This window comes from Paenibacillus sp. p3-SID867 (assembly GCF_025142895.1).
Taxonomy (GTDB): Bacteria; Bacillota; Bacilli; order Paenibacillales; family Paenibacillaceae; genus Paenibacillus_AQ.
The window spans coordinates 107,574-133,604 of record NZ_JAMBDM010000016.1 but is presented as its reverse complement, the minus strand read 5'-3'; the positions used below and the strand labels follow the sequence as shown (position 1 = coordinate 133,604).

Here is a 26,031-nt window from a genome sequence, read left to right as displayed (position 1 = left end):
TAACTTTTTCTTAACTCTTCCCGCATTTGTTTAACTCCTGTTAAGGTTGTTGTGCTAGCATAAATGTCGGGTGAGGATAAAATGGATCAAACACGAATTTTAATTGTAGATGACGAACCTTCCATTGTGAAAATGCTGCAGATGGTGCTGCGCAAGGAAGGCTTTAACCGCATATACACGGCTTCCAGCTGTAAGGAGGCGCTCAGTGAAATCGCGGCACACGGAGCGGATATCGTGCTGCTGGATGTCATGCTGCCGGACGGCACAGGATTTGATCTCTGTCCGCAGATCCGTTCCTACGGCAGTCCGCACATCCTGTTTCTGACGGCCAAAGCGTCGGATCTGGATGTGCTGACCGGGTTTGCGATGGGCGGGGACGATTATGTCACCAAGCCCTTTAATCCGTTGGAGATTGCCGCAAGGATCAAGGCGCGTCTGCGCCGTGGCGGCATCGGGGCGAACGTGTCGGCTGAGCAGCCGGTAATACAGCGTGCATGGGACTTCGGCCGGTTTAAGGTCGATGAATCCGCAGGCGAGCTTACGGTGCTGGGAGAGCCTGTGCCTTGTCCCGCGCAGGTCTTTCAGCTGCTGCTTTATTTTTGCAAGCATCCGGGGGTCGTATTCTCCAAGTCGCAGCTGTACGAAGCCGTGTGGGGCATCGACGGCATGGGCGAGGACAACACCGTCATGGTACATATCCGCCGCATCCGTGAACGCATCGAGGAGGATCCGAGCAACCCGCAATATTTGCTGACGGTCCGGGGGCTCGGCTACAAGCTGGTTAAGGAGAAGGCCCGATGAGACTGCGCAGAAGGCTGGCCTTTCATTTTACGTACCAATTGATTGCGTTCTCGGCGTTTATGTTTTGCTTCCTGATCGTGCTCTTATTCTTCCTGATCAAACATATCAGCGAGGATGAGATCAAACGGAACTTTCCGACAGGTGTCCTGAACAGCATCGTGACCGAGACGGTGACGGAGAATGGGGAGGTCCTGCTGCAGGAACAGTGGAAGCTCCTGCTTCAAGAGAAGGATATGTGGCTGCAAGTGGTGGATATGGACGGAAACGTGATTCTTTCCACCAATACGACTACGGATGTTCCATCGGAGTACTCGGTAAGCACCTTGCTTGAGATCAAGGAGGAGCGCCGTCTCGGCGAGTACACAATGGATTGGCAGATGGATCTGACCTATGAAGAACCGCTGCTGTATCTGATCGGACGTATCGATGAGGGTTCGGACCATCTTCGGGAATGGTATGCCCATTATCAGAACGGCGGCAGGGTGAGGCCGGAGGATGAAGCGGAGCTCGAACGGGAATTAGCCGGTCTAGGCGGTTATTTGCATGTCATTGACCGGGAGGGCCGCGTTGTCCAAGCGATTGGAACCGATTCAGACAATAAGGTAAGCTACCACCCGCTGGAGATCATTACGATGCAGGAGCAGCCGGGCACGTATTCCACGCATATCGCGGTTTATCGCGATGCGGACAGCGGCAACACCTGGGTATATCATACGCCGCAGGACGGGGCGCTGGAGAAAAGACCGATGATGAACGAGCTGATCCGTGTGGCGTTATGGACGATGGTCTGCGTGCTTGTGCTGTCACTAGGGGTCGCCATATGGCATGGATATCGGTACAGCCGGCCGCTGCTGCTGTTTACCGGGTGGTTTGAGCGGATGGGGAGCGGAGCCTACGAGGAAGTGCTGACGCCGAAGGACCGGAAGCGGGTATTCCGTAAGAACGGAAAGCTGCGCACGCGCTTCAAGCTGTACAAGGAAGTGATTCATTCGTTTTACAAGATGGCGGAGCAGCTTGCCGAGACCGAGAGGGAACGGGAGCGGCTCGATCGTAACCGGGAAGAGTGGATGTCCGGGATATCGCATGATTTGCGTACTCCGTTGTCCTCCATCCAGGGTTACGGCTATATGCTTGAGAATGCACCTCAGGATTGGAGTCAGGAGGAGCTGCGGGAGATGGGAACGGTGATTCGGGAAAAAGGGGACTACATGCTGGAGCTGATCAATGATTTCTCGCTCGTCTTCCGTCTGAGAAGCGAGATCCGCCCCCAGGAGCTGACCCGGCTTGACCTGAATGAGCTGGTGCGCCGCTGCGTGCTGAAATACGTCAATGATGCCACGCTGGATGCGAATTTTAACTATATCGGCGGCGAAGGGGCGCTGCTCGTCGACGGCAATGCCAAGTGGCTGCAGCGGTTGATGGATAACCTGATCACGAATGCCGTGAAGCATAATCCGGATGGGGTAAACGTTGAGGTCCGGGTGGAGAGACGTCCCGGAGGTGCGGCGATCGTGGTTGCGGATCAAGGCGTGGGGATGGACGAAGAGACCCGCTGCAATCTGTTCGAGCGTTACTACAGGGGAACGAATACCGAAGAGAGCATGGACGGCTCGGGACTCGGGATGAGCATCGCCAAGGCGATTGTCGAAGCGCATCGGGGCCGGGTAAATGTGTGGTCTGAAGTGGGCCGAGGAACCACCATCACCGTGCTATTGCCTGAGGCTTCCTTACAAGAAGGTGAGGGGGCTGCTGAGCGCGGCAAGGAGCAACCTTGCTGATTGGATCGGCATTTCCCGAGTCGCCTCAAAAATCCTTCAACATTCCTATCCTGCTGCAGGTCCGGTTGCGCTATAATGGCTAAGCAACGACTACATTTCAGGTCCGGAGGATATTATGGGTTCTACTTCGTTTCGGCAATTGACTGGCAATGCGCGGGGCTGTCTCGTCTATGAGCCGCTGTTTCTTATTCCTTACAGCATGTTCACGACGTACACCTCGATCTACATGTACCAACTTGGGGTAACCGAGACGGGAATCGGCTGGATTACCTCCATCGGTTTGCTTGTGCAGGTGCTTTCTTCGTTTCTCAGCGGGTATTTAACGGACCGTTTAGGCAGAAAAAAAGCGCTGCTGTACTTCGACGTACTAAGCTGGACCGTGGCTACGCTGCTCTGGGCGGTCTCGCAGAACTTCTGGTTTTTTGTGATCGCGGCTGTTATCAACGGTTTTCAGAAGGTGCCGCATACCGCCTTTTACTGTCTGCTGGTGGAGGACACCGCACCGAAGGAGCGGACCTATGTCTTTACGCTGCTGCAGCTGATTAGCGTTGTCGGTGGCTTGTTTGCACCGATCGGCGGGCTGCTGGTGTATCATTTCACGCTTGTGCCCGGGGTGCGCATCATGTTCGTGCTGGCCTGTATCCTGATGACGATCCAGTTCATCGGGCGCCACTATGCGACAAGGGAGACGGATATCGGTTACCGCAAGATGAAAGAAACGAAGGCAATGAGCCTGCGGGAAGGGATGTCCGACTATGCTTCGGTGATGAAGAGCATGCTCGGAAACCCGCTGCTGCTGATGATCTTCGGCGTGTATATATTATTTAATTTTCAGATGACGGTGAAGACGACCTATGTCTCCATTTTCATGGTGGAATATTTGCATTTGGGCAGCGGCCTGATCTCGGTCTTCCCGGCATTCTCCTCCGTTATTATGCTCATATTCATGCGGTGGATCATGCCCCGGATCGGGGAGCAGCATGTGCACCGGACGATGGTATGGGGGTTCGTTATATCGGTATTGTCCAATGTCATACTGGTGTTTGCGCCGCAAGGGGATCTGCTGGTGCTGAGCTTGAGCACCGTCATTGCCGCAATCGGCACCATGATGACGTACCCATACTTGGAGACTGCGGTGGCCAACGCCATAGACGATGAGAACCGCGCCAAAATATTCGCGCTGCTCCAGGTGCTCATCCTTATTGTCATTTCGCCATCCGGCATCATTGGCGGCTGGGCGTATGGCATTGATCCGAGAATTCCCTTCCTGCTAGTTGCCGGGGCATTTGTGATCAGCATCCCGCTTATGCTGCTGTACGGCAAAAAGGTAAAGGCGGCGCCTGTCGAAGCCGGAGCTTAACATAGGCATGAGATTGAGCTCATGGTTAAAAAGGTTGAGCGTGCGTTTTAAGCGGCGGGAAGCGAAGAAATATGAATGGAGAGGCACTCCGGGCAAGGGGGAGCCTCTTTATTGCGTTGGTTATTGCAATTTGGTTAGTGTTCACTTATGATATGAGCATGAAAAAGAAACCACATTTCGATAGCAAGAAGAAGGATATTTTGCAGGCTGCCATGAAGCTCTTCGCCGAGAAGGGCGTGGACGGCGTATCGGTGAAGGAGATCGGCGCGGCGGCGGGTGTAACGGATGCGGCGATCTATAAGCATTTTACGAATAAGGATGCCGTGGCAGCGGAGGCGTTCGAGGAATACTGCAGCAGCTATACGCGTCTGGTGGATGATTATGCGTCCCGCCCCGGCTTGTTTACAGAGCGGCTGTCTGCGCTCGTCAACCGGGTGCTGGCTTCGTATGACGAGGATAAATACGGCTTGCTGCTCTTGTCCCAGCATCACGAGCTGTTTACGGAGGTGCTTAAAAGCAGAGGACGTCAGCCGCTGGACGCTTTGCATGATCTGCTTGAGCAAGCGGTGTTGCAGGGGGATATTCCGCCGCAGAACACGCGATTAACCGCTGTGTTGATCATCGGTGCATTCAGCCAGCTGGCGATCGCAACGATGCAAGGGGAGCTGGAGGAACCTTTGTCGCCGCTGGCACCTGAAGTGACGGCGCATTTATTGGCATTAACAGGTTTGGGAAAAGGTCCGGCGTGACCTTTTCTTTTTACCATCAAGTTAGTGTTTGTTAACTAAATTATGAGGGGGAAGAAACATATGAAAAAGGTTTTAATTATTCAAGGCAATCCCATTGCGAACAGCTATGGCAGCCAGTTGGCAGAGGTCTATACGAGGGGGGCGGCCGAATCCGGGGCGGAGGTGCGGGAGCTGGTGCTTTCGGAGCTGGAGTTTGACCTGAATCTCTCCGGTGGCTATAAGGGTAAACAACCGCTGGAGCCGGATTTGCAAAAAGCGCAGGAACTGATCTCTTGGGCGGATCACCTGGTGTTTGTGTACCCGAATTGGTGGGGAGGCATGCCGGCGCTGCTCAAAGGGTTCATCGACCGGGTGTTTCTGCCGGGCTTTGCCTTTAAGTACCGCAAGAACTCGCCCTTGCCCGAGCAACTGCTCAAAGGGAAAACGGCCCGTCTGATCGTCACGATGGATTCGCCGTACGTCTACTACCGTTTCTATCTCGGCCAGCCGGGGCATCAAATGATGAAACATTCCATTCTGAAGTTTTGCGGCGTAGGCAGCGTGCGTGCCACGAACATTACGCAGCTTCGCAAAATGCCTGAAGTGGCAAGAAAGCAATGGCTTGAGCGTATACTCAGAATGGGACGGAAATTAGCCTAAAGCTGGCAGGGTGTGTGATGTACAGTTCCTTCCAATGGCTTGACTTCTCGGGCAGGAGGATTATAATTCATACAACAAATGAAACGACCAAAGAATTGAATGGGTCATGTTTCAAAATCAAATCTTGATGTATATGCCGGGGAATAGGGCCCAGGCGTTTCTACCAGGTTACCGTAAATGACTTGACTACATGAAGGTTGAGAATCCGCTCCCCAAGCCCGGCTTTGCATAAACATCGAAGCCGGGCTGCAAGATCGCCTGAAATGGGATCTAAGCACGTTTTAACGGATGGGGTGATGTGCAGACTATTAGCAATGCATGGCTGCCGCGTGTGACTTCTCTTCCTCAATGGATATAGTTGCAGGCAACCCGGGCAGATACGCTGTCCGGGTTGTTTGGCGTGTTACGCAAGATCGATTTTGTGCTTTTACAGGTTCATTATAAGAAAAACGTCTACCGACGACCGCAGTAAGAAGAAGTTTTTATTGCGAGATTAGGAAGTCACAAGCTTCCGAGTTTATACATTCTGATATCTAAAAAAAGGGGAGCGTGCAATCATCATGAGTTCAATCCAGAGACAGAAACGATACGAGGTCAGCCGGCAGTTGGGGAAGGTTGCCTTAGGACAGGAGCCCGCCGACCTGGTCATCAAGAGCGGCACGCTGGTAAATGTGTTTACAGGCGAGCTTCAGGAGCGAGTGGACGTGGCCATGGCCTCCGGACGCATTGCTTATATCGGCAACGCGGATCACACGATCGGGGAGGGGACTCGGGTTATTGAAGCGAATGGCCGATATATCTCGCCGGGCCTGCTTGACGGTCATATGCATGTGGAGAGCACAATGCTCACCGTGACCGAGTTTGCCAAGGCGGCTATCGTTAGCGGAACGACCGGGGTTTATATGGATCCCCATGAGATTGCCAACGTATTCGGCATGGAGGGCGTGCGCTGGATGCATGAGGAAGGGCAGCAGCTGCCGATGAAGGTGTTCACCACCGTTCCTTCGTGTGTGCCGTCAACCTTCGATCTGGAGGATGCCGGGGCGCAGCTGGGCGTAGCCGACATTGAGGAAGGGCTGACATGGCCCGGTGTTGCCGGGCTTGGCGAAGTGATGAATTTCCCGGGCGTCGTGTATGGCGATCCGACCATGAGCGGGGAGATCGAAGCGACGCTGCGTGCAGGCAAGACGGTGACCGGGCATTTTCCGGCAGAGGATGACCGGATGCTGCAGGCATATATGGCAACAGGCGTAAGCTCCGACCATGAGACGGTAACCCGGGAGCAGGCTTTGGAGAAGGTTCGCCTCGGCATGCATCTGATGATCCGCGAGGGTTCGGCATGGCAGGATGTGAAGGAAGTGGTTAAGGTCATAACGGAAGATAAGGTGCGTACAGACAATATTTCTCTGGTTACGGATGATGTGTATCCGCAGACGCTGCTGAGACTCGGACATATGAACCATGTGGTCCGCCGCGCCATGGAAGAGGGCGTGGACCCGGTTACGGCGATCCAGCTGGGAACGATCAACGTCGCTCGTTATTTCGGGATGGACATGGAGCTTGGCAGCATTTCACCTGGCAAAACGGCGGATATTTTGCTGATTGATGATCTGTTGAGCATGGTGCCTTCGGTCGTGATCACGGATGGCGAAGTGGTTGCAGAGAACGGCCGACTCGTGAAGGCGTTCCCGGTATATCAATACCCGGAAAAAGCCTTTAACTCGGTTCGGCTGCAGCGTTCGCTTACTGCGGATGACTTTCTGCTGCGCAGCAAATTCGATGCAACTCGCACGGAAGTGAACGTGGTGCGCGTCATCGAGAACAGCGCCCGTACCGCTAAAATGACAGCGGTGCTCTCCGTGGAGCAAGGCCTGATCCAGCCAGACCTGGATCAGGACGTGGTTCAGCTGGCATGCATTGAGCGCCACGGCACGACGGGACAAATCTCGCTCGGTTTTGCGAGCGGCTTCGGACTGAAGTCCGGCGCAGTTGCGTCCACGGTAGCGCATGACAGCCACAATCTACTGGTGATGGGCACGAATGCCGAAGATATGGCACTCGCGGCGAATGAGTTGGCGGCGTGCGGTGGCGGCATGATCGTAGTACGGGATGGCAAGGTGCTGGCGAAGGTGGCGATGCCGATTGCGGGTTTGCTGGCGGATCGTCCGGTTGAGATCGTAGCGGAGGAAGTCGCAGCACTGGAGGAGGCTTGGAAGGAGCTCGGATGCTTCATTCATGCCCCGTTCATGACCTTCTCGCTCATTGCGCTGCCGGTGATTCCGGAAATCCGCATTACCAACCGCGGGATCGCGGACGTAACCGAATTCAAGCTCATCGAAACCGAGATTGGCGCGGTTCAATAAGGGCGCAGATATACCGAAGCAGGTTGGCCTGATGGCGAACCTGCTTTTTTGTAGTGTAAATACAGGGTTTTAAAATGCGAGCAGAGACAGCGAACCGTTCCATATTCCTCGATGAGCACAAAATCGCAGTTCACTTAGTGATTTTCGTCACAAATTTATAACTTTTTGCCCCGGTTTCTATCCTGATATTGTGATGTTTATCACAATCCTTTAGGGCGTGGTCTGCGACAATACAAAAAGAATCAAATTTGAAGTGATCACGTGAGCTAAAGGAAGGGGTATCTGATATGGATCCGGTTATGCTGGCGCGAATTCAATTCGCATCGACAACCATTTTTCACTTTATTTTCGTACCGTTGTCCATCGGATTGGCGTTTCTGATTGCCATCATGGAGACGATGTATGTTGTTAAAGGTCAGGAAGTCTACAAGAAAATGGCCAAGTTCTGGGGAAAGCTGTTCCTGATTAACTTTGCGGTCGGGGTTGTGACAGGGATTCTGCAGGAATTCCAGTTCGGCATGAACTGGTCGGATTACTCAAGGTTTGTCGGCGACGTATTTGGCGCACCGCTTGCCATTGAAGCGTTGCTGGCGTTTTTCCTCGAGTCGACTTTTATCGGACTGTGGATATTCGGTTGGGACCGTTTATCGAAGAAGGTCCATCTGCTCAGTATCTGGCTGGTATCGTTTGGGACCCTGATGTCCGCATTCTGGATTCTGGCAGCGAATTCGTTCATGCAGCGACCCGTCGGATTCGAGATGAATAATGGGCGGGCGGAGATGAATGATTTCTTTGCACTGATTACGAACGGTCAGCTGTTGGTGGAGTTCCCGCACACGATCTTCGGGGCACTGGCAACCGGGGCGTTCCTCGTTGCAGGTGTGAGTGCCTACAAGCTGATGAAGAAGCAGGATTTGGATTTCTTTAAGAAATCATTTCACATCGCCATCGTGATTGGGCTCATCACCTCCATTCTGGTTGCGGTATTCGGCCACCAGCAGGCGCAGTATCTGGTGGATACGCAGCCGATGAAGATGGCCGCTGCGGAGAGCCTGTGGGAAACGAGCGATGATCCTGCGCCTTGGACGGTCATTGCGGCCATCGATCCGGATAAGCAGGAGAACACGATGGAGTTTAAAATCCCGTATTTGCTCAGCTTTTTGTCCTACAGCAAGTTTTCCGGTGAAGTCATCGGGATGAAGGAGCTGCAGGCGCAGTACGAACAGCAATATGGTCCTGGAGATTATATCCCTCCCGTGCGCACAACATTCTGGAGCTTCCGGATTATGGTGGCCGCCGGCAGCGTCATGATTCTGCTGGGATTGTACGGAGCGTGGCTGATGCTGCGCAAAAAGGTCGAGAAGGCCGGCAAGTGGTTCCTCAGACTGATGCTGCTGGGCATTTCGCTGCCGTTCATCGCCAATACGTCGGGATGGATTATGACGGAGATCGGACGCCAGCCTTGGACGGTATTCGGACTGATTACCACGGAGAACAGTGTTTCACCGAACGTCAGCGCAGGCTCGATCTTATTCTCGCTGATCATGTTTACTGCCATTTATGCGGTGCTGGCAGCCGTTATGGCGTATCTATTTATCAAAGTCATTAAGAAAGGACCGTATGCGGCGGAGGAAGAGGACCACCACGCAAGCGATCCGTTTAATAAGGAGGGCTACAATGCTGTCTCTTAACGAACTGTGGTTTGTGCTCGTTGCCGTATTGTTTATCGGGTTCTTCTTCTTGGAGGGCTTCGACTTCGGGGTCGGGATGTCCACGCAGCTGCTGGCCAAAAATGATACCCAGCGCCGGGTGCTGATCAACTCGATCGGCCCGTTCTGGGACGCCAACGAGGTCTGGCTGCTGACGGCGGGCGGCGCCATGTTCGCCGCTTTCCCGAACTGGTATGCGACGCTGTTCAGCGGCTTCTACATTCCGCTTGTCTTTCTTCTGCTGGCCTTGATCGGACGCGGGGTGGCCTTTGAATTCCGCGGCAAGGTGGGCGATGTTCGCTGGAAACGGGTGTGGGACGGTGCGATCTTCACCGGCAGCGTGCTTCCACCATTCCTGCTCGGCGTTGTTTTTGCCTGCCTGATTCAGGGGCTCCCCATTAACGAGGAGATGCAGCTGCATGCCGGATTGTTTGATGTTGTGAATGGCTATACTGTGGTTGGCGGACTGACGATGGTGATGCTCTGCCTGCTGCATGGCTTGATGTTTACAACACTGCGCACGATGGGGGATCTTCAGGAACGGGCGCGCCGTATGGCCCGGAGACTCCTGCTTCCCGTAGCGGCCCTGTTCGTGGCATTCGGGGTGATGACGTATTTCATGACCGATATCTTCGAGAAGCGTGGCGTGGTGTTAACCGTGCTGCTGGTGCTGGCTTTGCTCGCATTCCTGCTGGGCGGATATTTCATGAACATCAAGCGGGACGGCTGGGCTTTCGGGATGACCGGGGCGGTTATCGCCCTGCTGGTAACGTCCGTGTTCGTGGGCTTGTTCCCGCGCGTGATGGTCAGTTCCATCAATTCCGCATTTGACCTGACTATTTATAATGCGGCCTCCGGACCGTATTCCCTCAAGATTATGACGATTGTGGCGGTATCGCTGCTGCCGTTTGTTTTAGGCTATCAAATTTGGAGTTACTTCGTTTTCCACAAACGGGTACATGAGAAGGAGCATTTGGAGTACTGATGGGAAAAGATCTGCTGGGATACAAAGGCGCCAAGACGGTATTCTTCCTTGTCGCCGTATGTACCCTGGCACAGAGCATGGCCATCCTTCTGCAAGCCAAATGGCTGGCGGGAGCCGTATCCGCCCTGTTTGCGGGATCAACGCTGCAGGAGCAGGGGGAGACCATTGCCTTGTTCCTGCTTGCATTTCTGGCACGCCACGGCATCTCGGCTGTGCAGCAAGGAATCGCACAGCGCTTTGCCGAGGAGACGGGCACGAGCCTGAGGAAGCAGCTGCTGGATGAGCTGTTTCGGAATGGACCGTCCTTTGTCCGGTCGGAAGGAACGGGCAATGTGGTTACGCTTGTGCTGGAGGGCATCGGCAAGTTCCGCAAATATGCGGAGCTGACCATACCGCGCATGATGGGGGCGGGCATTACCCCGGCTCTGGTATGGCTGTACGTGTTCATGACGGACCGGATATCGGGCATTATTCTGCTGGTAACCATGCCGATCCTGATCGTATTCCTCATCCTCGTGGGACTTGCCGCGAGAAAGCAGACCGAGCAGCAGCTGGATTCCTACCGAATGCTGTCCAATCATTTTGTAGATTCGCTTAGAGGTCTCACTACCCTGAAGTTTCTGGGACAGAGCCGCAAGCACAGTGAGAGCATACAGCAGGTCAGCGAGGGATATCGTGCAGCTACCATGCGGACGCTGCGCGTGGCGTTTCTGTCGTCCTTCGCACTGGATTTCTTTACGATGCTGTCCGTGGCATCTGTTGCAGTAAACCTGGGCTTGCGCCTCATTAACGGCAGCCTGGAGCTGCTGCCCGCGCTGCTCATCCTGATCCTGGCACCGGAGTATTTCCTGCCGGTGCGCATGGTCGGGGCGGACTTTCATGCCACGCTGGACGGCAAGCAGGCAGGGGAAGCGATGCAATCCATGATTCGGGAGGCCCGAAAGGGGCATTTGGGTGGAATCCCGGGTTCTGTTGCTGCGGAGGGTTCGGTCAATGGAGCGGGTCCATTCGGGCCAACTGGAGCGCTTGAAACCCTGGCGGCAGGAACGATGGAACGGACCTCAACGGGCTTAACATTTAAAATTCAAAATAATTTCTCTAATTCCAGCCGCAGACCGCAGCCGCCATTCCAATGGGATCACCACAGCGTGCTGGAGCTGTCCGGAATCGGCCTCAGGCACGAAGAGTTGGGGCCGGCTTCCTTGGAGGATGTCAGCTTCCGGATACCGGGTCAACGCAAGATCGGCATCGTCGGGGAGAGCGGGGCCGGCAAATCCACGCTCATCGAGCTATTGGGTGGGTTCATGGCGCCTACATCCGGCGTGATGGAGCTAAACGGCGTGAAGCTGGAGGACTGGAACCGGCGGGCGTGGCGGACCGAGGTCACCTATATGCCGCAGCAGCCGTATTTATTCGGTGCTAGCCTGGCGGATAATGTTCGCTTTTATGCGCCGGAGGCGACCACAGCGCAAGTCGAGGCAGCGGTAGAAGCGGCGGGTCTGTCGGATCTGGTGAAGAGCTTGCCTGGCGGACTCGCAGAGATGATCGGCGGCGGCGGGCGCACTTTAAGCGGCGGTCAGGCACAGCGTGTAGCCTTGGCCAGAGCGCTGCTCGGGGGCCGGCGGGTTCTGCTGCTGGATGAGCCGACGGCCCATTTGGATATCGAGACGGAATACGAGCTGAAGGAGAGGATGCTTTCCCTTTTTCAAGATAAGTGGGTATTCTTCGCGACGCACAGACTGCACTGGATGCAGGATATGGATTACATCATCGTTCTGCATCAGGGGCGGGTGGCGGAAACGGGAACCCATGATGAGCTTATCGCTCGGCAAGGCGTCTATTATGGGTTGATTACATCGCAGATGGAGGGAGTACAATGAAGCAGGAATCGTGGTTTCGGCCTTACGTAACGGCAAACTTCTGGCGCTTTCTGCTGATTGTGATGCTTGGCGTGCTCACGATCCTGTTCGCCGGGATGCTGATGTTCACATCCGGGTATTTGATCTCCAAGTCCGCCCTAAGACCGGAAAATATCCTGATGGTATACGTGCCGACCGTAGGGGTTCGGACCTTCGGCATCGGACGCGCGGTCATCCATTACGTGGAGCGCCTGGTGGGGCATGACACGATTCTTCGCATCCTGTCCCAGATGCGCCTGCGGCTGTACCGCATTCTGGAACCGCAAGCCCTCCGTTTATCCTCCCGGTACCGCACCGGGGATCTGCTGGGCGTGCTCTCCGAGGATATCGAGTATTTGCAGGACGTCTATATTCGTACGGTCTTTCCATCGATTGTTGCGCTTGTGTTATACACCGGGGTCATTCTGGCCGTCGGCCTGTTTGATCCGGCATTTGCTCTTCTGCTCGCGCTGTATGCAGCCGTGCTGATTCTGGTACTGCCGCTCGTTTCCCTGCTGCTCACCAAGCGGAAGAACCGGGAAATGAAGCAGGCCCGAAGCAACCTCTACCAGAAGCTGACCGACGCGGTACTGGGCATTCATGAATGGTATGTCAGCGGCCGGCAGACGGAATTCCTGACCGGATATGAGGCGGATGAAGCGGAGGTCGACCGGACCGATCGCTCTCTCAAGCGCTGGTCGCGTCTTCGGGCTTTTATCGGCCAATGCGTGGTTGCCGTGACGGTGGTATCGATGGTGTATTGGTCAGGAAGGCAGTATGCGGACGGCTCGATCGATGTTACGCTGATCGCGGCTTGCGTTCTGGTTGTGTTCCCGTTAATGGACGCATTCCTGCCGGTATCCGAAGCCGTGGAGCGGATTCCGCAGTACGGCCAATCGGTCGCAAGGCTTCAGGCGATAGAAAGCGCCGAAACATCTGAAGGGAAACGGAATCGGGGTCAACAGCTCAATAAGGGAGAGATCGAATCTGTCATAAGCAGCGGTGTCCATGTGAAGGCGGATGGCGTCAGCTTCCGTTATGATCAGGCGGCAGGCGGCAAATCCGGGCTGGAACGATCCGGTATGAATGGGGAAGGGGCTACGTTAACGGATGTATCCCTGGATATTCCTCCTGGGGCCAAGGTGGCCATTATAGGGCGTTCAGGTGCAGGCAAATCCACCCTGCTGCAGCTGATTCAGGGTGTGCTGGCACCCTCAGGGGGCAGCCTGACTTTAGGCGGAGTGGATTCCGTGCGGTTTGGCGACGAGATATCTTCCGTTATTTCGGTGTTGAACCAGAGTCCGCATTTGTTCGATACGACGCTGGCAAACAACATCCGGCTCGGACAGCCGGATGCCACGGAAGCGGAAATACGGGACGCGGTTGCTTTGGCACGGCTAGAACCGTTGGTGGCTTCCCTTCCGGAAGGTCTTCGCACCCGAATGCAGGAAGCCGGGCAGCGTTTCTCCGGAGGAGAGCGCCAGCGCGTGGCTTTGGCCCGAATCCTGCTGCAGAAAACGCCCGTTGTCATTCTGGATGAGCCTACGGTCGGGCTGGATCCCAAAACGGAGCGGGAACTGCTGTCCACCATATTCGCCAGCCTGCAGGACCGGACCTTGATCTGGGTGACGCATCATCTGGTCGGCGTGGAGCGCATGGATGAGATCCTCTTCATGGAAGACGGTCAAATCGTCATGCGGGGTACCCATGATGAGCTGATGGAGCGATATCCGCGGTATCGGAACTTGTACCGTTTGGATCGTCCGGCGATATAGACAGCGATAGCGATTTGTCAGCAGAAGAACCGACCTTTCAGGAGGGTGGTTCTTCTTTTTGTTGCCTTCTTTTTTTCTTATAAGCCCGATAAAAGATCAGAATCCACGTGCCTTCTGGAAAGATGTAACATTAGTCTTAAGCAGGATCAAGGGTTAATTACAACGTTAGGGGTGTGGTGTAGGGTGGATTCGAAACAGTTGGTGAACGTGTTTCGTCATTTTGCTGAACGGGAATGTCCGGGATCCAGTGTGTTCTATGAGTACTTGGCTCGCCATATAGCCGATGATGAAGAGGTGCTGCAAGTCGCTGCGTTTGTTCCTGCAGACCAGCCTGTCCCCAATATGCTGTTTGGCGCCGTTCAATATTTGCTGCTGCAGGGTGAGGGGCCGGATCTGAGGGCGTATTACCCCGGTCTTGTGGAGCATCCGAAGGAAATGAGCTCCTGTTATCCCTATTTTCGTTCATTTGTGCTGAAGCATCAGGCAGCCATTATCAGGATCCTGGAGAGTAAACGGGTACAGACGAACGAAGTCCGCCGCTGTGCGTATTTGTACCCGGTGTTCTGCTCGATCTATGATAAGGTCCGTAAGCCGCTTGCCTTGGTGGAGCTTGGAACCAGTGCCGGATTGCAGCTGCTGTGGGATCAGTACAGCTACTCCTATGGAGACGCCGTTCGTTACGGCCTAGCGCGGTCGAAGGTTCATATTACATCGGAGATTAGAGGAGGTCGGACGCCGTTCCTGCCAGCTTCCATTCCCCCGGTCGTCTATCGGATGGGGATCGATCTGCATGTGAATGACGTGCGGAACCCGGAGCACTTTTTGTGGCTGCGGTCTTTAATCTGGCCGGGGAATCACGACAGGGTATCCATGCTGGAGCATGCGGCGGAGGTATTGAAGCAGCAGTCCGGGATACAGTTCCGGGAAGGGGACGGGACCGAACTGCTTCCCGATATCGTGAAGAGCATCCCGGAGGAGGCCGTCATTTGCGTATTTCATACGCATGTGGCCAATCAGATCCCGGAGGCATCCAAGCAAAAGCTGCTGCATCACTTGAATGAAATCGGAAGCGTCCGCGATATCGTCCATGTCTACAACAATATGCAGGATGGCGATCTTCATGCGGATTATATCCTCAGGGGCGTGCGAAGCGAGTTTACGGTCGCGCGGACGGACGGGCATGCTCGCTGGTTCCAGTGGCTGTTGTGAAGCGGGAGTAGTCCCGTTAGCTTGATTGAAGAAGCATAGCGAATCGTGAGGCACCTGCCATTGTTCCGTGTGAAGTGACGGCAAGCAAGCGAGCCTGGAAAGCAGCCGAATCAAGGCTGTATGTATGGAAGTCGCAGCTGTTCATCCGGTCTGTTTTTTTCTTGGGCAAGTCTATGTCATAATAGGGGAGATGGAATAATAAGCGCTTAAATTCAAGGAAGCCAAAGGAGGAAGTTGGGATGGATTATCGTATTGAGAAGGATACCCTGGGTGAGGTTAAAGTGCCTGCGGATAAGCTATGGGCAGCGCAGACACAGCGCAGTTCCGAGAATTTCCGGATTGGAACCGAAACGATGCCGAAGGAAATCATTCGGGCGTTTGCGATATTGAAGAAAAGCGCGGCTATCGTGAATGGCAAGCTTGGCAAGCTGGACGCAGACAAAGTGGATGCCATTACGACCGCCGCCGACGAGATTGTGGCCGGCAAGTGGGATGAGCACTTTCCGCTGGTGGTTTGGCAGACCGGCAGCGGCACGCAGTCCAATATGAACGTGAACGAAGTCATTGCGAATCGGGCCAATCAGCTGCTTGAGCAAAAAGACAGCGCCCTGCGCGTTCATCCCAACGACGACGTCAACAAATCCCAAAGCTCTAACGATACGTTTCCGACAGCGATGCACATGGCCGCGGTCGTGGCCGTGGAAGATCATGTGCTGCCCGCGCTGCGCCGCTTGAAGAAAACGCTCGAGAAGAAAAGCGATGAATATAAGGACCTGATCAAAATCGGCCGCACGCACCTTCAAGATGCCACACCGCTGACCCTCGGACAGGAAATCAGCGGCTGGCACCGGATGCTCGAGAAGTGTGAATTGATGCTGGCTTCTGCCGTAGAACCGCTGCGTGAGCTGGCTATTGGCGGCACAGCCGTCGGCACCGGCATTAACGCTCATCCGAAATTCGGAGAAATGACGGCAGCTGAAATCAGCATGCAAATCGGAAAAAGCTATACGTCGGCCAGCAACAAGTTCCATTCGCTGACCAGTCATGACGAGATTGTATTTGCCCATGGGGCGCTGAAGGCGCTGGCTGCCGATCTGATGAAGATCGCCAACGACGTTCGCTGGCTGGCAAGCGGTCCCCGTTCCGGAATTGGCGAGATCTCGATCCCTGCCAACGAACCGGGCAGCTCGATCATGCCGGGGAAAGTGAACCCAACCCAGAGCGAGGCACTGACGATGGTAGTCTGCCAAGTGATGGGCAACGATGCCACGATCGGTTTTGCAGCAAGCCAGGGTAATTTTGAGCTAAACGTCTTTAAACCGGTCATCATCTATAACTTCTTGCAGTCCGTACGCCTGCTGTCCGATGCGATGGATTCATTCGACCAGAATTGCGCGATCGGCATCGAAGCCAACCTTGACGTTCTCCGTGCGAACATGGAGCGGTCGCTGATGCTGGTGACGGCGCTGAATCCGCATATCGGATATGAGAATGCAGCGGCCATCGCAAAAAAAGCGCATAAAGAAGGGACAACGCTTCGCGAGGCGGCTCTGGCAAGCGGGCTGCTCCGCGGAGAGGATTTTGACCGGATCGTTCGTCCGGAAGAAATGATCCATCCGAAGGAGTAAGGGCTCAATGTTTGGAGCTTGATCGGAAAACACGCCTCGGTTGACCCAAAACCCATTTCACCACGGTGAAATGGGTTTTGGTTTTTTAGATTTTTTCTTTTCCCAAGCTCCGCAGCGGTTATAATAGGGTGTCAGGATTGACCATGATTGACAAACCATTTGCATGAAGGACGGATGATAACTTGAAGAAACATCAATGGATTGCCACGTTGCTCTCTCTGATATGCACCGGGCTCGGGATGTTTTATATCGGGACGCCGGGTATGATTATAGGCGGAACGCTGCTTATGGCGTTTCAGGGAGCGGCTTTGTTTATTTTTTTCATGACATTGGGATTTTTGGGCCTGATTATTGGTCCGCTCGTTATTGGACTACATATTATAGGTCTGATTATACCGGTTATTTACTTCAACTACCGATCACCCAAGAAACCGATGTTCGACGAGAAGCGGAAGCGCCAACTCGCCTCTCCTTGGAAAATCGTCTTGCGGACGGTGATTGGACTTGCCCTGTTCGCCGGGTCCATCTACGCGGGGTATACCTGGGGATCTGCTCCGTTCATGAAGACGGCCGCCGAGAAACGAGAGGTCCAGGAGGCGGCAGAGTCCTATTTGGAACAGAAGTACAACGAACCTTTTAAAGTTACGGACGTGGACTATACCTGGGCCATCGGCTCATACAATCTGAAAGCCCATCCGGTACAGTCGCCTGAGCTGGAATTCACGCTTAGCAGCAATGAAGCCAGCCCTCCCAGCATATCGAATGATACATATTTGAATCTGCTTTGGGGACAGCAGCTGAGAGACCGGCTGAAACCTCTGCTGGCTGAACTTTATCCGGACCAGGCGTTTGCGAATGCTTATGTTAACTCCGATATCAACACCATCGAGCGTGATTATAACCAACTCGCAAATACCGACGGGAATATCAGTCAGAATATCAGTCAGAATATCAGTTTAATCGTATTCGCGGATCTGACGGCAGACAATCTGGCGCAAGAGAAGGAACGGGTGCTGGAGCTGATTCGGCGGCTGCCTTCGGTGACGGTACCGGGGGAGACGGACCTTCACATTGAATATTATGGGGCGGATTTGAAGACGCCGGACCGTGTGAAGAAGCTAGAGCAGGATTTTGATATGAAGGGGAAGCAGAGCACCCATATTTTCAGAGAGTTTGATATTTCGAAAATCACGTCCACGGATGACATTGAAATCAGAGGACTGGAATGAGGAATATGGAAAAATTGAAGGATTGGATTGCCTCAATTCCGAATAAAAGCCAGGCGGAGTTCATGACTCTGCCTGGCTTTTTTAAGTATTCGTTAGGGGAAATGGGAGCTTCAGCGCTGGGACAGATGAATGATGCGCCCTTTCTGGGTCTGCTTCATGGTCAGCTTCAGATTTAAGGCTGTGGCCATATCTCGGACAGGTACGTAGAGGGTATTCTTGATGAAAAGAGGGCCGTTATACTTGCTCTCATCAAGCTTGCAATGATCCGATTCCTCGGGGCATAGCTTGGCCGGCTTATAAATGTCGATATCGTTCACGTTCATCTCTTGCGTTGCCCGCCGAACGATCGTATACCCCCATCTGTCGTTGCCCCATATCGATACCGGGGGGCTGTTCGCAGCCTTCACGTCATATTGATGAAAGTTGTCCAACTCTTCCTTCAGCGTATAGGAAATTTCATACCCCATTGCATCAGCTAAGGACTTGAGCGGGACGTACGCTTTGCCTTTGTGAACAAAAACGCTAGTCAGGGGGGTGCCTGCTGCCTTCACGGAATAGTTCTCTGCATCGCTAGCGGCTGCTGGTTCGCTGTTCCAGACCAGCGAAGCGGCTAGCAGGACACTTGTCAGCGCGAACAACGATATTCTTCTGAATTTCACGATCATCATAACCTCCTTCCGTTTTTCGGGTATAGGCATCCAAATCTGGGAGCCTATCTATAATATAAACCCTTTTTCAGGACATTTGGTTAGTTAAAATCCTGCTTATTGGAGCTGACCATATCCTACATGCTCACGGTGTTTTTCGCATCCCGATAACCGGACAGTTTGTTTACGAAGAACGTAATCAGGAACGAGCAGAGCATGCTGGCTGCCATAGAGATCAGGAAGCCAATGGTGTTATTCGATGTGATGGGACCGATGAAGGAAGGCACGTAGGCGGTTCCCCGAACGCCGAATAAACCGACGAGCATGCCGCCAAGACCTGCGGAAGCAATCGCTCCAGCAAACACGAGTTTGTTCGAAAACATGAAGGGATAGGCGGCTTCAACGAAGGTGCCAAACCCCATATTGATGGCAAAACCGGGAGCCGCTACGGCCGCTTCTCCCTTATCACGCGGGGCGATAATGTTAGCCAGCGTGATTCCTGCGGACACCATCACCAGACCGACCATATCGACCGCGCCGAGGAAGCTGTTGCTTGTTGTCTCCATCTCCAAGAGTACAATCGGCAGGATGGCCGCATGATAAACGCCGCCAATGATCGCGGGCCAGATCAGCAGGCCTGCAATCAATCCGGCTATAGCCGGGCTCCAGGAGACAAGCGTTTCGATCAGGAAGCGGATACCTTGCCCTGCACTTAGCGCAATCGGTGCAATGAGGAAGTAAACCAGCAGACCGGCAATCAGCCCCGATATACCGCCTGCAACAATGTTGACCGTGGTTGCGGGGAAACGCCACTCCACGCACTGACGGAATATGTAATGGACGATGATACCTGCGCCAATTCCGCCAATGATGCCTCCGATAATGCCCCCCTCGATGGAGAGGACACCTGCCACGATGCCTGCCACGATGGATACCTCGTCCAGTTCGGATACCTGTTTGGCTGCGATGACAGCAACGATGACCGGCAGCGCCTTGATCAATAGATCAAACACTTCTGTCAGCGAGGATAATCCCGGGATTTTGCTGACTGCGAGGATCAGGGCCATGCCGATAAACCCGGGGAGGGATGCCATCATAATGCCCCGAATATTGATGCGCCGCCATGGCGACGAGCTTCCGGACGCTCCGTGAAGGTTCGCGGCTGCATTTCCGATGACCGGCCGATACGTTAGTCGCCAATGCTTGCTGAGGGAAGTAACAAAGGTGACCGCGCGGGTTCGGTTGGTGGTTCCGGTGGTACCCGAAGCGGCGATGACATGCGCGCCTTTGGTTTGTATGATGGCCATGGAAGTTCCGCCAGTACCGGTCACTGGCAACCGGAACTTGGCAGCAGCCTCAATGGCGTGCCGGTTGCTGCCCTCGGGGTCGGCACTCATAACGATGATGCCGTCAATCTCGCCGAGTTCAATCTGCTCGGCAATCTCCCGGTCCAGCCGTTCAGCCGCCTGATTGACCTGCTGAAGAGTGCCCTCGGCAATGACGACCGGCTCCCCTTGAGAAATGCTCCAGCTGTAAAGCGCGGCAGGCGTTGTATCTTTGGCTGCATCCATGGAGACCTGGGCAGCGATAAACTGCAGCGCCCCGCAGGACAAGCCTGCGCTCTCCAGCTGCATCAATATCTCATCCAGCAGCTTGCGCGGGTCTTTGCCGCCGAGATTGTACAGATTGCCGCCGCTGCTTCCAATGATAGCGATTTGACGATTCATGACTTGCTGCCCCCCCATATGTATAAAATTCGATTATTTCTATATTACAGCAGAGTTATAACTTGTTAAAGTGTTAAAATGTCATTCCGATATACGAAAAGCCGCCATGCACAACCCTGTAAGGGCTGCATGGCGGCTTGGCTATCTGTTATCTATTCGTTGTTTTCGCTTGCAGCTGCGACGGCAGCTGCTTCTTCCGCTGCTGTTTCGGCTGTTTCTTTAACAATTTGCAGCTTCGTGTAGCGGTGGGTCTTCTTCTCGATGATGGTAAACGTCAGTTCACCGTAAGTCCATGTATCGCCTTTGGCAAGCTCGGAGTTATGTCCGTACAGCCAGCCGCCGATCGTATCCAGATCATCGGTGCTCAGGTCGATGTGAAGCAGATCGTTGATCCGGTTAATGGATACCTTGCCGTCGGCAATAATGCGGTTCGGCTCAGGCTGGGTCAACTCGCGTTCTTCATCCTCGTCGAATTCGTCGCGGATTTCGCCGACGATCTCCTCGAGAATATCCTCGATCGTGATCATCCCCGAGGTGCCGCCGTATTCATCGATCAGGATGGCCATATGCGTGCCTTCCTGCTGCATTTTCCGAAGCAATTTCTTGATCGGTATCGCTTCGGATACCGTCATGGCCGGATGAATCAGCTTGGTCAAGTCGATGTTGGAATTGTCATCAAACTCCAGAAAGAACTGCTTGGTGTTCACCATGCCGACGATCTGGTCCTTGTCACCGCGTACAACCGGAAAACGGGTGTACTGCTCGCGCTTGATGATCTGCAGGTTCGCAGCAAGCGGCTTATCGACATACAGGCAGATCATATCGGTACGGGGTACCATAATTTCTTTGGCAAGCATATCATCAAAAGCAAAAATTCGGCTTACATAACCGTATTCGGCTTGGTTGATCTTTCCGCTCTCATAGCTGTCGCTCAGAATCATGCGGAGTTCTTCTTCCGAGTGAGCTTCCTCGTGCTCACTGGCGGGATGCATGCCGAACAGACGAACGATCTTGTTGGCGGATCCGTTCAGCAACCAGATGAACGGGTACATGATCCGGTTAAACCAGATAATAGGTGTCGCACAGAGGAACGACACGGCTTCCGCTTTATTAATAGCAATCGTCTTCGGCGCAAGTTCACCGATAACGACGTGAATATAAGTCATGATAATAAATGCAAGCAAAAACGAGATTAGCGATCCGATGGCCGCTGGAATTGCAAAGCTATCAAACACCGGGTGAAGAATTTTCTCGATGGTCGGTTCCCCGAGCCAACCAAGACCGAGCGCCGTGATGGTAATTCCTAGCTGACACGCGGACAGATATCCATCCAGATTCGAAGTTACCTTTTTGACGGCAAGTGCGCCTTTGCGCCCTTCCATTACCAATTGGTCTACCCGGCTGGGGCGAAGTCTTATGATAGCAAATTCCGTCATAACGAAAAAAGCGGTAGCTGCGATAAGCACAGCGACTAAGAATAAATTTAAGCCTATACTGTCATCCAAACAAAACACATCCTTTTTTATCTGATCCGAATTAGTTTTTTAATAACCATCACTTACTATGCATGGCTGTCAACATAATTCGACCGGAATTTTAAAGGGTCTAGTTTCATGTGCTTTAGGAGCAGAAACATATCGGTATCCGTGCGGCATGTAACGTTATGCAAGGAAAGCAGAGACACATGGTATTTCGACTCCAACATCAACCGAACGGGTTCCGGGCTCTTGGGTATCGGCGTTGGCGATGGAAGAGTCCCTTCAGACGCTTCCATTCCCTGCGTAGCAGCAGCGGAATCGGTAATGTCCACCAGGGGGACATGCGTAAAGGAAGCAATCAGAAGAAGGCCAAGTGTTGAACATATAATTCTGTTTATCCTTCGTATGGGGTCCAAGTCGGATCGTCACTCCTACAATTCATAATCGATTTGTTCATAAAAAATATATGGCTTAATTGTCAGCGTATGAGTATGAGTCATTTAAGTTGTTGTACGTAATTTCACCACGAATGCGAGTTTCAAAACAAGGTATATTGCTAAGATTATAAAATTTATAGTTTTCAGCGAAGCTGAACAAATTCGATAATCGCAAGAAAAACTTCCTCTAAACGCGGTCTGTCTACTGTGAAAGTACATCGATAGAGTTTTTCTTATTAATCATAAGAAAAAGTAAGCCGCTATGTCAAATAACCGTCGCCCTCGGGTGTGAAAAACCTTATGCATCAAGGGTTGCCGGCGATTCTCTGCCGAACACAACAAAAGGACAACCCTTTCGATTATCGAAAGAGTTGTCCTATTAAGCAACGGGCTATTTATGGTATGGCAGCTGTCTGATATAGCTGTCCGACAGATGGAGCAGCTGCAGCGCGCGTTCGAATTCTTCCTTGGTCGCCTGGATCTTCTTCTCGTCCGCGTTCGGAAGCGGATGCTTGGTTCCATCCTCAAAGCCGATTCCCGGGATGTACAGGGTCGTATTGTTAATAAAGGTACCGGAAGGAAGGTAATACCGTTCCGGCAGCAAGTTATTATCGGTGTTGTTTAACAGATCCTGGCCGAAATGAAGCTGATTGTCCATCGATACGCCGAGCAGGTTAGCCACCGTGGGCATGAGGTCGATCTGCCCGCCGACTTGCTCCCTCACTTCCGGCTGAATGCCTTCTCCGTGAATCAAAAGCGGAATATTGATCATATCCCCGGAGTTATAATCACGGCCATAAATTTCGTGCATCAGCTCTTTATCCTTGTTGTCCAAGGAATAAATCGGCAGTCCGAGGTGGTCTCCGTAGAGAACAATCAGGCTGTTATCCCACACGCCGTCTTTCTTCAGCTGCTCAATGAATTTACCAAGCGCATCATCGGCGTAATTCTGCGAACGGATGTAGTCGCCGACGAAGGTGCCTTCATAACGCTCCGGCAGCGTCATCCGATATTTATCTTCAGGAATCGTGAACGGATGGTGAGCCGACATGGAAATGACATGGCTATAGAACGGTTTATCGGCTTCGTTCATCTTCTTCAGCTCGGCTGCGGTTTTGGAATACAGGGCATCATCCGAGGCACCGAAGAACAGCTTATCTTCATCGCCGAAGAATGCTTTATCGTAATAACGGTTGAAACCGAGCGCCTTGTACAGCTCTCCACGGTTCCAGAATTCCACCACATTGGTGTGGAAAGTCGCAGTATCATAACCTTCCCCTTGCAGCAATCTCGGCAGGCTTGGCAGAACTCTGTCCGCATAATGCTGCGTTGCCGCTCCCCGCGGCGGAATGTAGAAGGAAGTATTCACCACAAACTCGGCATCCGAAGTATTACCTTGGCCGACATTCTGGTAGAAGTTCGGGAAGTATTGGCTCTCGCGGGCCAACTTGTTGATGTTAGGCGTAATTTCCTTGCCGTCAATCTTGAGGTCGACCAGGAACTCCTGGAAGGACTCCATCTGGATAATGATCAGGTTCTTCCCTTTGGCGACACCCGAGAGCAGGGCTTCCTGATCAGCCGCTCCGAGGCCCTTCAATTCGTTGACTTTATCCTGCGTGATGGTCTTGGCGTCCACGAGCTCTTTGTTCTCCTGCTGGAAAATCGTATAGGCCTCATAGTTAAGAATGCCCATCTCCTGAGCCTTCACGATTTCGTTCATGCTTGCGCGGTTCGGCATAATTTGGAACAGGCACAGCATTAAAGAGACAACGAAAACAATAGGGATAATTTTGCGTTTTTCTTTCTTGGCATGCCGAATCTTCCATTTTTTAACGCGGTCACTTCGCCATAATAGAAAAAACATACCGATGATATCCGTGAAGATCAGCAGATAGTAAGGGTCCATTAAGGAGAATACGCTATTGCTTACCGCGGTTACCTGATTGACCTGCTCCAGCGCGTGATACGTAACAATGACACCGTAATATTTATAATACATAATGGCTGCGAAGAATATGGCGGTCAGCAATAAGTTAACACTCATATAGGCAGCGAGCTTTCGCTTGGAAGCGAACCATTCGATTAAGCTGAATACAAGCCAAATAAAAGGAATTTCCGTAATGAGCGGCTTCCATGGCATGACATCATCAAAAATAACCATCCAGGCCAGGTAGCTTTTGAGCAGCATAATGACAGAGAAAAATATAAAAGGCTTCGTAATCGTTAACCGAAACCGCGAGGTGGAAAACACCTGTATCGCCTTCCTTTCAGTGCCGCGGTATACCTAATTCTAAAACTCCAGCGGCCATTCGTTATTTAAGAATCGATAGACGTTATTCTTACTGTTGATATACATTCCGTATACCATTTATTTTACAAAACTAATGAACAGAACTTATTATGACCTCTTCGGAGGAGGTTGTCAAAGAGTTAAAGTAAGTCCCCAAGCTTCTTATAACAACATGAAATAGACAGCCAAAAAAACCGGCCATCGCCGGTTTTGTCAGGGTCTTAGCAATATTAATAAAGAAAGGACATAATCAGTGGTGCGGTTCCGAGGGTGAAGAGAGCGGCGACAATCATCGAAATGCTGGAGATCGTCCCCGAAAGGGAGCTGAATTCGAATGCCTTGGAGGTGCCGGTTCCATGGGCGCTGGTCCCAAACAGCACACCTCTTGCGATATCGCCCCGAATCCGGAAGATCCGCATGACGGCCGGTCCGATCATGGAGCCAAGAATCCCGGTCATAATGACAAAGACGGCGGTCATGTTCGGCACCCCTCCAATGACCTCCGAGACGTTCATGGCAATGGGCGTTGTTATGGAGCGCGGCACGAGACTGGTGGCGAGCGAGCTGTTCAAGTGCATCCATTTTGCGAGAAATGCAGAGGATATCATCGCAAGTACCGATCCGGTCAGCACGCTGAGCATAATTTCGGCCGCATGCTTTTTAAGGGTTTGGAAGTTTTTATACAAAGGTACGGCAAAAGCGATCGTAGCCGGTCCAAGCAGCTTGCTGATCCACTGCGCCCCTTCATTGTATGATTCATAGGATACGCCTGTTTGTGTCAATATCACAACAATTAGTACAGGAGTAATCAGGAGCGGTGACAAATAGACCTTTGGCAGGCGGCGATACAGTTTTTTGGCCCCCCCATAAATCCCGATCGTTAACAATAAGCCGAGAATTACCGTCAACAGGATGTTCATGGTGTTTTTCGCTCCTTTCTGGATGAGATGAAGCCGGCGGTTAGTCCTGAGCTGACCATCACAATGACGGTGCTGAACAAAACCACGGCTAGAATCTGGAGCCCTTCGGCTTCCAGCATCGGGAAATATTTCATGATGCCGACCGCAGCAGGGATAAAGAACAGCAGCAATTCGGCGAGCAGCCAATTAGCGCCAAGTTCGATCCACTCCAGGCGGAGGACTTTGGTTTCGAGAAGTATGAATACAACAACGATTCCGAGAATGCTGCCCGGAATCCCTATATTCAACCAAGCGGCCAGTTGATCCATCCCTAAGGAGAGAAGCATGAAACCGGCCACTTGGAGCGTTCCTTTCAGCATGTTGATCATGACCGGCCTCCTTTATTTTCATTAGTAATGAAATTTTACAA

General features: G+C 52.8%; 19 protein-coding genes and 1 riboswitch. Of the genes, 13 read left to right on the top strand and 6 right to left on the bottom strand.

Annotated elements, in window-relative coordinates; all coding sequences use genetic code 11:
• Positions 1-81 precede the first annotated feature (81 nt).
• From M4D81_RS26935 to M4D81_RS26875, 13 genes are all read left to right on the top strand, one after another.
• Positions 82-801: a response regulator transcription factor gene (locus M4D81_RS26935; RefSeq protein ID WP_071218776.1), complete on the top strand. Its 720-nt coding sequence runs from the start codon at positions 82-84 to the stop codon at positions 799-801.
• Positions 798-2,579 (top strand): sensor histidine kinase, encoded by a 1,782-nt coding sequence (locus M4D81_RS26930; protein WP_260068659.1) that lies wholly within the window; start codon positions 798-800, stop codon positions 2,577-2,579. Before M4D81_RS26935 ends, M4D81_RS26930 begins: the two co-directional genes overlap by 4 nt.
• A 115-nt stretch (positions 2,580-2,694) precedes the next feature.
• A complete protein-coding gene (locus tag M4D81_RS26925) occupies positions 2,695-3,939 on the top strand; it encodes an MFS transporter (RefSeq protein WP_071218778.1) in 1,245 nt (414 codons plus the stop codon).
• 158 nt (positions 3,940-4,097) lie between these two features.
• Positions 4,098-4,688, top strand: a complete 591-nt coding sequence (locus M4D81_RS26920; RefSeq protein ID WP_260068658.1) for a TetR/AcrR family transcriptional regulator — start codon at positions 4,098-4,100, stop codon at positions 4,686-4,688.
• A 60-nt stretch (positions 4,689-4,748) separates the two neighbouring features.
• Positions 4,749-5,327: an NAD(P)H-dependent oxidoreductase gene (locus tag M4D81_RS26915; RefSeq protein WP_260068657.1), complete on the top strand. Its 579-nt coding sequence runs from the start codon at positions 4,749-4,751 to the stop codon at positions 5,325-5,327.
• Positions 5,328-5,434: 107 nt separating this feature from the next.
• A riboswitch (purine riboswitch) is annotated at positions 5,435-5,536 on the top strand.
• A 351-nt stretch (positions 5,537-5,887) separates the two neighbouring features.
• On the top strand, positions 5,888-7,690 hold the full coding sequence (gene ade / locus M4D81_RS26910; protein WP_260068656.1) for an adenine deaminase: 1,803 nt from the start codon (positions 5,888-5,890) through the stop codon (positions 7,688-7,690).
• 287 nt (positions 7,691-7,977) lie between these two features.
• Complete coding sequence (locus M4D81_RS26905; RefSeq protein WP_071218780.1) at positions 7,978-9,381, top strand: cytochrome ubiquinol oxidase subunit I; 1,404 nt, start codon at positions 7,978-7,980, stop codon at positions 9,379-9,381.
• Positions 9,368-10,384 (top strand): cytochrome d ubiquinol oxidase subunit II, encoded by a 1,017-nt coding sequence (cydB, locus tag M4D81_RS26900; protein WP_260068655.1) that lies wholly within the window; start codon positions 9,368-9,370, stop codon positions 10,382-10,384. The genes M4D81_RS26905 and cydB overlap by 14 nt, the downstream gene beginning before the upstream one ends.
• A complete protein-coding gene (locus tag M4D81_RS26895; protein WP_260068654.1) occupies positions 10,384-12,264 on the top strand; it encodes an ABC transporter ATP-binding protein/permease in 1,881 nt (626 codons plus the stop codon). Before cydB ends, M4D81_RS26895 begins: the two co-directional genes overlap by 1 nt.
• Positions 12,261-14,057 carry a thiol reductant ABC exporter subunit CydC gene (gene cydC, locus M4D81_RS26890; RefSeq protein ID WP_260068653.1) on the top strand — a complete coding sequence of 599 codons (1,797 nt, stop codon included), beginning with the start codon at positions 12,261-12,263 and terminating at the stop codon, positions 14,055-14,057. Before M4D81_RS26895 ends, cydC begins: the two co-directional genes overlap by 4 nt.
• Positions 14,058-14,240: 183 nt before the next feature.
• Complete coding sequence (locus tag M4D81_RS26885; RefSeq protein ID WP_260068652.1) at positions 14,241-15,266, top strand: DUF2332 domain-containing protein; 1,026 nt, start codon at positions 14,241-14,243, stop codon at positions 15,264-15,266.
• 239 nt (positions 15,267-15,505) lie between these two features.
• A complete protein-coding gene (gene fumC / locus M4D81_RS26880) occupies positions 15,506-16,894 on the top strand; it encodes a class II fumarate hydratase (protein ID WP_260068651.1) in 1,389 nt (462 codons plus the stop codon).
• Between the two features lie 182 nt (positions 16,895-17,076).
• Entirely contained in the window at positions 17,077-18,123 is a 1,047-nt protein-coding gene (locus M4D81_RS26875) for a hypothetical protein (protein ID WP_260068650.1), read from the top strand.
• Positions 18,124-18,233: 110 nt separating this feature from the next.
• Here M4D81_RS26875 and M4D81_RS26870 read toward each other — a convergent pair whose 3' ends face one another.
• The 6 genes from M4D81_RS26870 to M4D81_RS26845 all read right to left on the bottom strand — a co-directional run bounded on the left by M4D81_RS26870 (position 18,234) and on the right by M4D81_RS26845 (position 25,990).
• Complete coding sequence (locus tag M4D81_RS26870; RefSeq protein ID WP_260068665.1) at positions 18,234-18,788, bottom strand: hypothetical protein; 555 nt, start codon at positions 18,786-18,788, stop codon at positions 18,234-18,236.
• 119 nt (positions 18,789-18,907) lie between these two features.
• The gene (locus M4D81_RS26865; protein ID WP_071218788.1) at positions 18,908-20,497 is read right to left on the bottom strand and encodes a PTS sugar transporter; all 1,590 of its coding nucleotides are present in this window, start codon (positions 20,495-20,497) and stop codon (positions 18,908-18,910) included.
• A gap of 152 nt (positions 20,498-20,649) precedes the next feature.
• The gene (locus tag M4D81_RS26860; RefSeq protein WP_260068649.1) at positions 20,650-22,002 is read right to left on the bottom strand and encodes a hemolysin family protein; all 1,353 of its coding nucleotides are present in this window, start codon (positions 22,000-22,002) and stop codon (positions 20,650-20,652) included.
• Between the two features lie 801 nt (positions 22,003-22,803).
• The gene (locus M4D81_RS26855) at positions 22,804-24,663 is read right to left on the bottom strand and encodes an LTA synthase family protein (protein WP_260068648.1); all 1,860 of its coding nucleotides are present in this window, start codon (positions 24,661-24,663) and stop codon (positions 22,804-22,806) included.
• 269 nt (positions 24,664-24,932) lie between these two features.
• Positions 24,933-25,622, bottom strand: a complete 690-nt coding sequence (locus tag M4D81_RS26850) for a CidB/LrgB family autolysis modulator (protein WP_071218792.1) — start codon at positions 25,620-25,622, stop codon at positions 24,933-24,935.
• Positions 25,619-25,990 (bottom strand): CidA/LrgA family protein, encoded by a 372-nt coding sequence (locus M4D81_RS26845; RefSeq protein WP_100541038.1) that lies wholly within the window; start codon positions 25,988-25,990, stop codon positions 25,619-25,621. The genes M4D81_RS26850 and M4D81_RS26845 overlap by 4 nt, the downstream gene beginning before the upstream one ends.
• Between the last annotated feature and the right edge of the window lie 41 nt (positions 25,991-26,031).

What these genes read in the sequence shown, in the direction of transcription:
- fumC (WP_260068651.1), top strand. Translation starts at nt 15,506, where the DNA reads ATGGATTATCGTATTGAGAAGGATACCCTGGGTGAGGTTAAAGTGCCT.
- M4D81_RS26915 (WP_260068657.1), top strand. Translation starts at nt 4,749, where the DNA reads ATGAAAAAGGTTTTAATTATTCAAGGCAATCCCATTGCGAACAGCTAT.
- M4D81_RS26930 (WP_260068659.1), top strand. Translation starts at nt 798, where the DNA reads ATGAGACTGCGCAGAAGGCTGGCCTTTCATTTTACGTACCAATTGATT.
- M4D81_RS26925 (WP_071218778.1), top strand. Translation starts at nt 2,695, where the DNA reads ATGGGTTCTACTTCGTTTCGGCAATTGACTGGCAATGCGCGGGGCTGT.
- cydB (WP_260068655.1), top strand. Translation starts at nt 9,368, where the DNA reads ATGCTGTCTCTTAACGAACTGTGGTTTGTGCTCGTTGCCGTATTGTTT.
- M4D81_RS26920 (WP_260068658.1), top strand. Translation starts at nt 4,098, where the DNA reads ATGAAAAAGAAACCACATTTCGATAGCAAGAAGAAGGATATTTTGCAG.
- ade (WP_260068656.1), top strand. Translation starts at nt 5,888, where the DNA reads ATGAGTTCAATCCAGAGACAGAAACGATACGAGGTCAGCCGGCAGTTG.
- M4D81_RS26895 (WP_260068654.1), top strand. Translation starts at nt 10,384, where the DNA reads ATGGGAAAAGATCTGCTGGGATACAAAGGCGCCAAGACGGTATTCTTC.
- M4D81_RS26845 (WP_100541038.1), bottom strand. Translation starts at nt 25,990, where the DNA reads ATGATCAACATGCTGAAAGGAACGCTCCAAGTGGCCGGTTTCATGCTT.
- M4D81_RS26850 (WP_071218792.1), bottom strand. Translation starts at nt 25,622, where the DNA reads ATGAACATCCTGTTGACGGTAATTCTCGGCTTATTGTTAACGATCGGG.
- M4D81_RS26935 (WP_071218776.1), top strand. Translation starts at nt 82, where the DNA reads ATGGATCAAACACGAATTTTAATTGTAGATGACGAACCTTCCATTGTG.
- cydC (WP_260068653.1), top strand. Translation starts at nt 12,261, where the DNA reads ATGAAGCAGGAATCGTGGTTTCGGCCTTACGTAACGGCAAACTTCTGG.
- M4D81_RS26870 (WP_260068665.1), bottom strand. Translation starts at nt 18,788, where the DNA reads ATGATCGTGAAATTCAGAAGAATATCGTTGTTCGCGCTGACAAGTGTC.
- M4D81_RS26865 (WP_071218788.1), bottom strand. Translation starts at nt 20,497, where the DNA reads ATGAATCGTCAAATCGCTATCATTGGAAGCAGCGGCGGCAATCTGTAC.
- M4D81_RS26905 (WP_071218780.1), top strand. Translation starts at nt 7,978, where the DNA reads ATGGATCCGGTTATGCTGGCGCGAATTCAATTCGCATCGACAACCATT.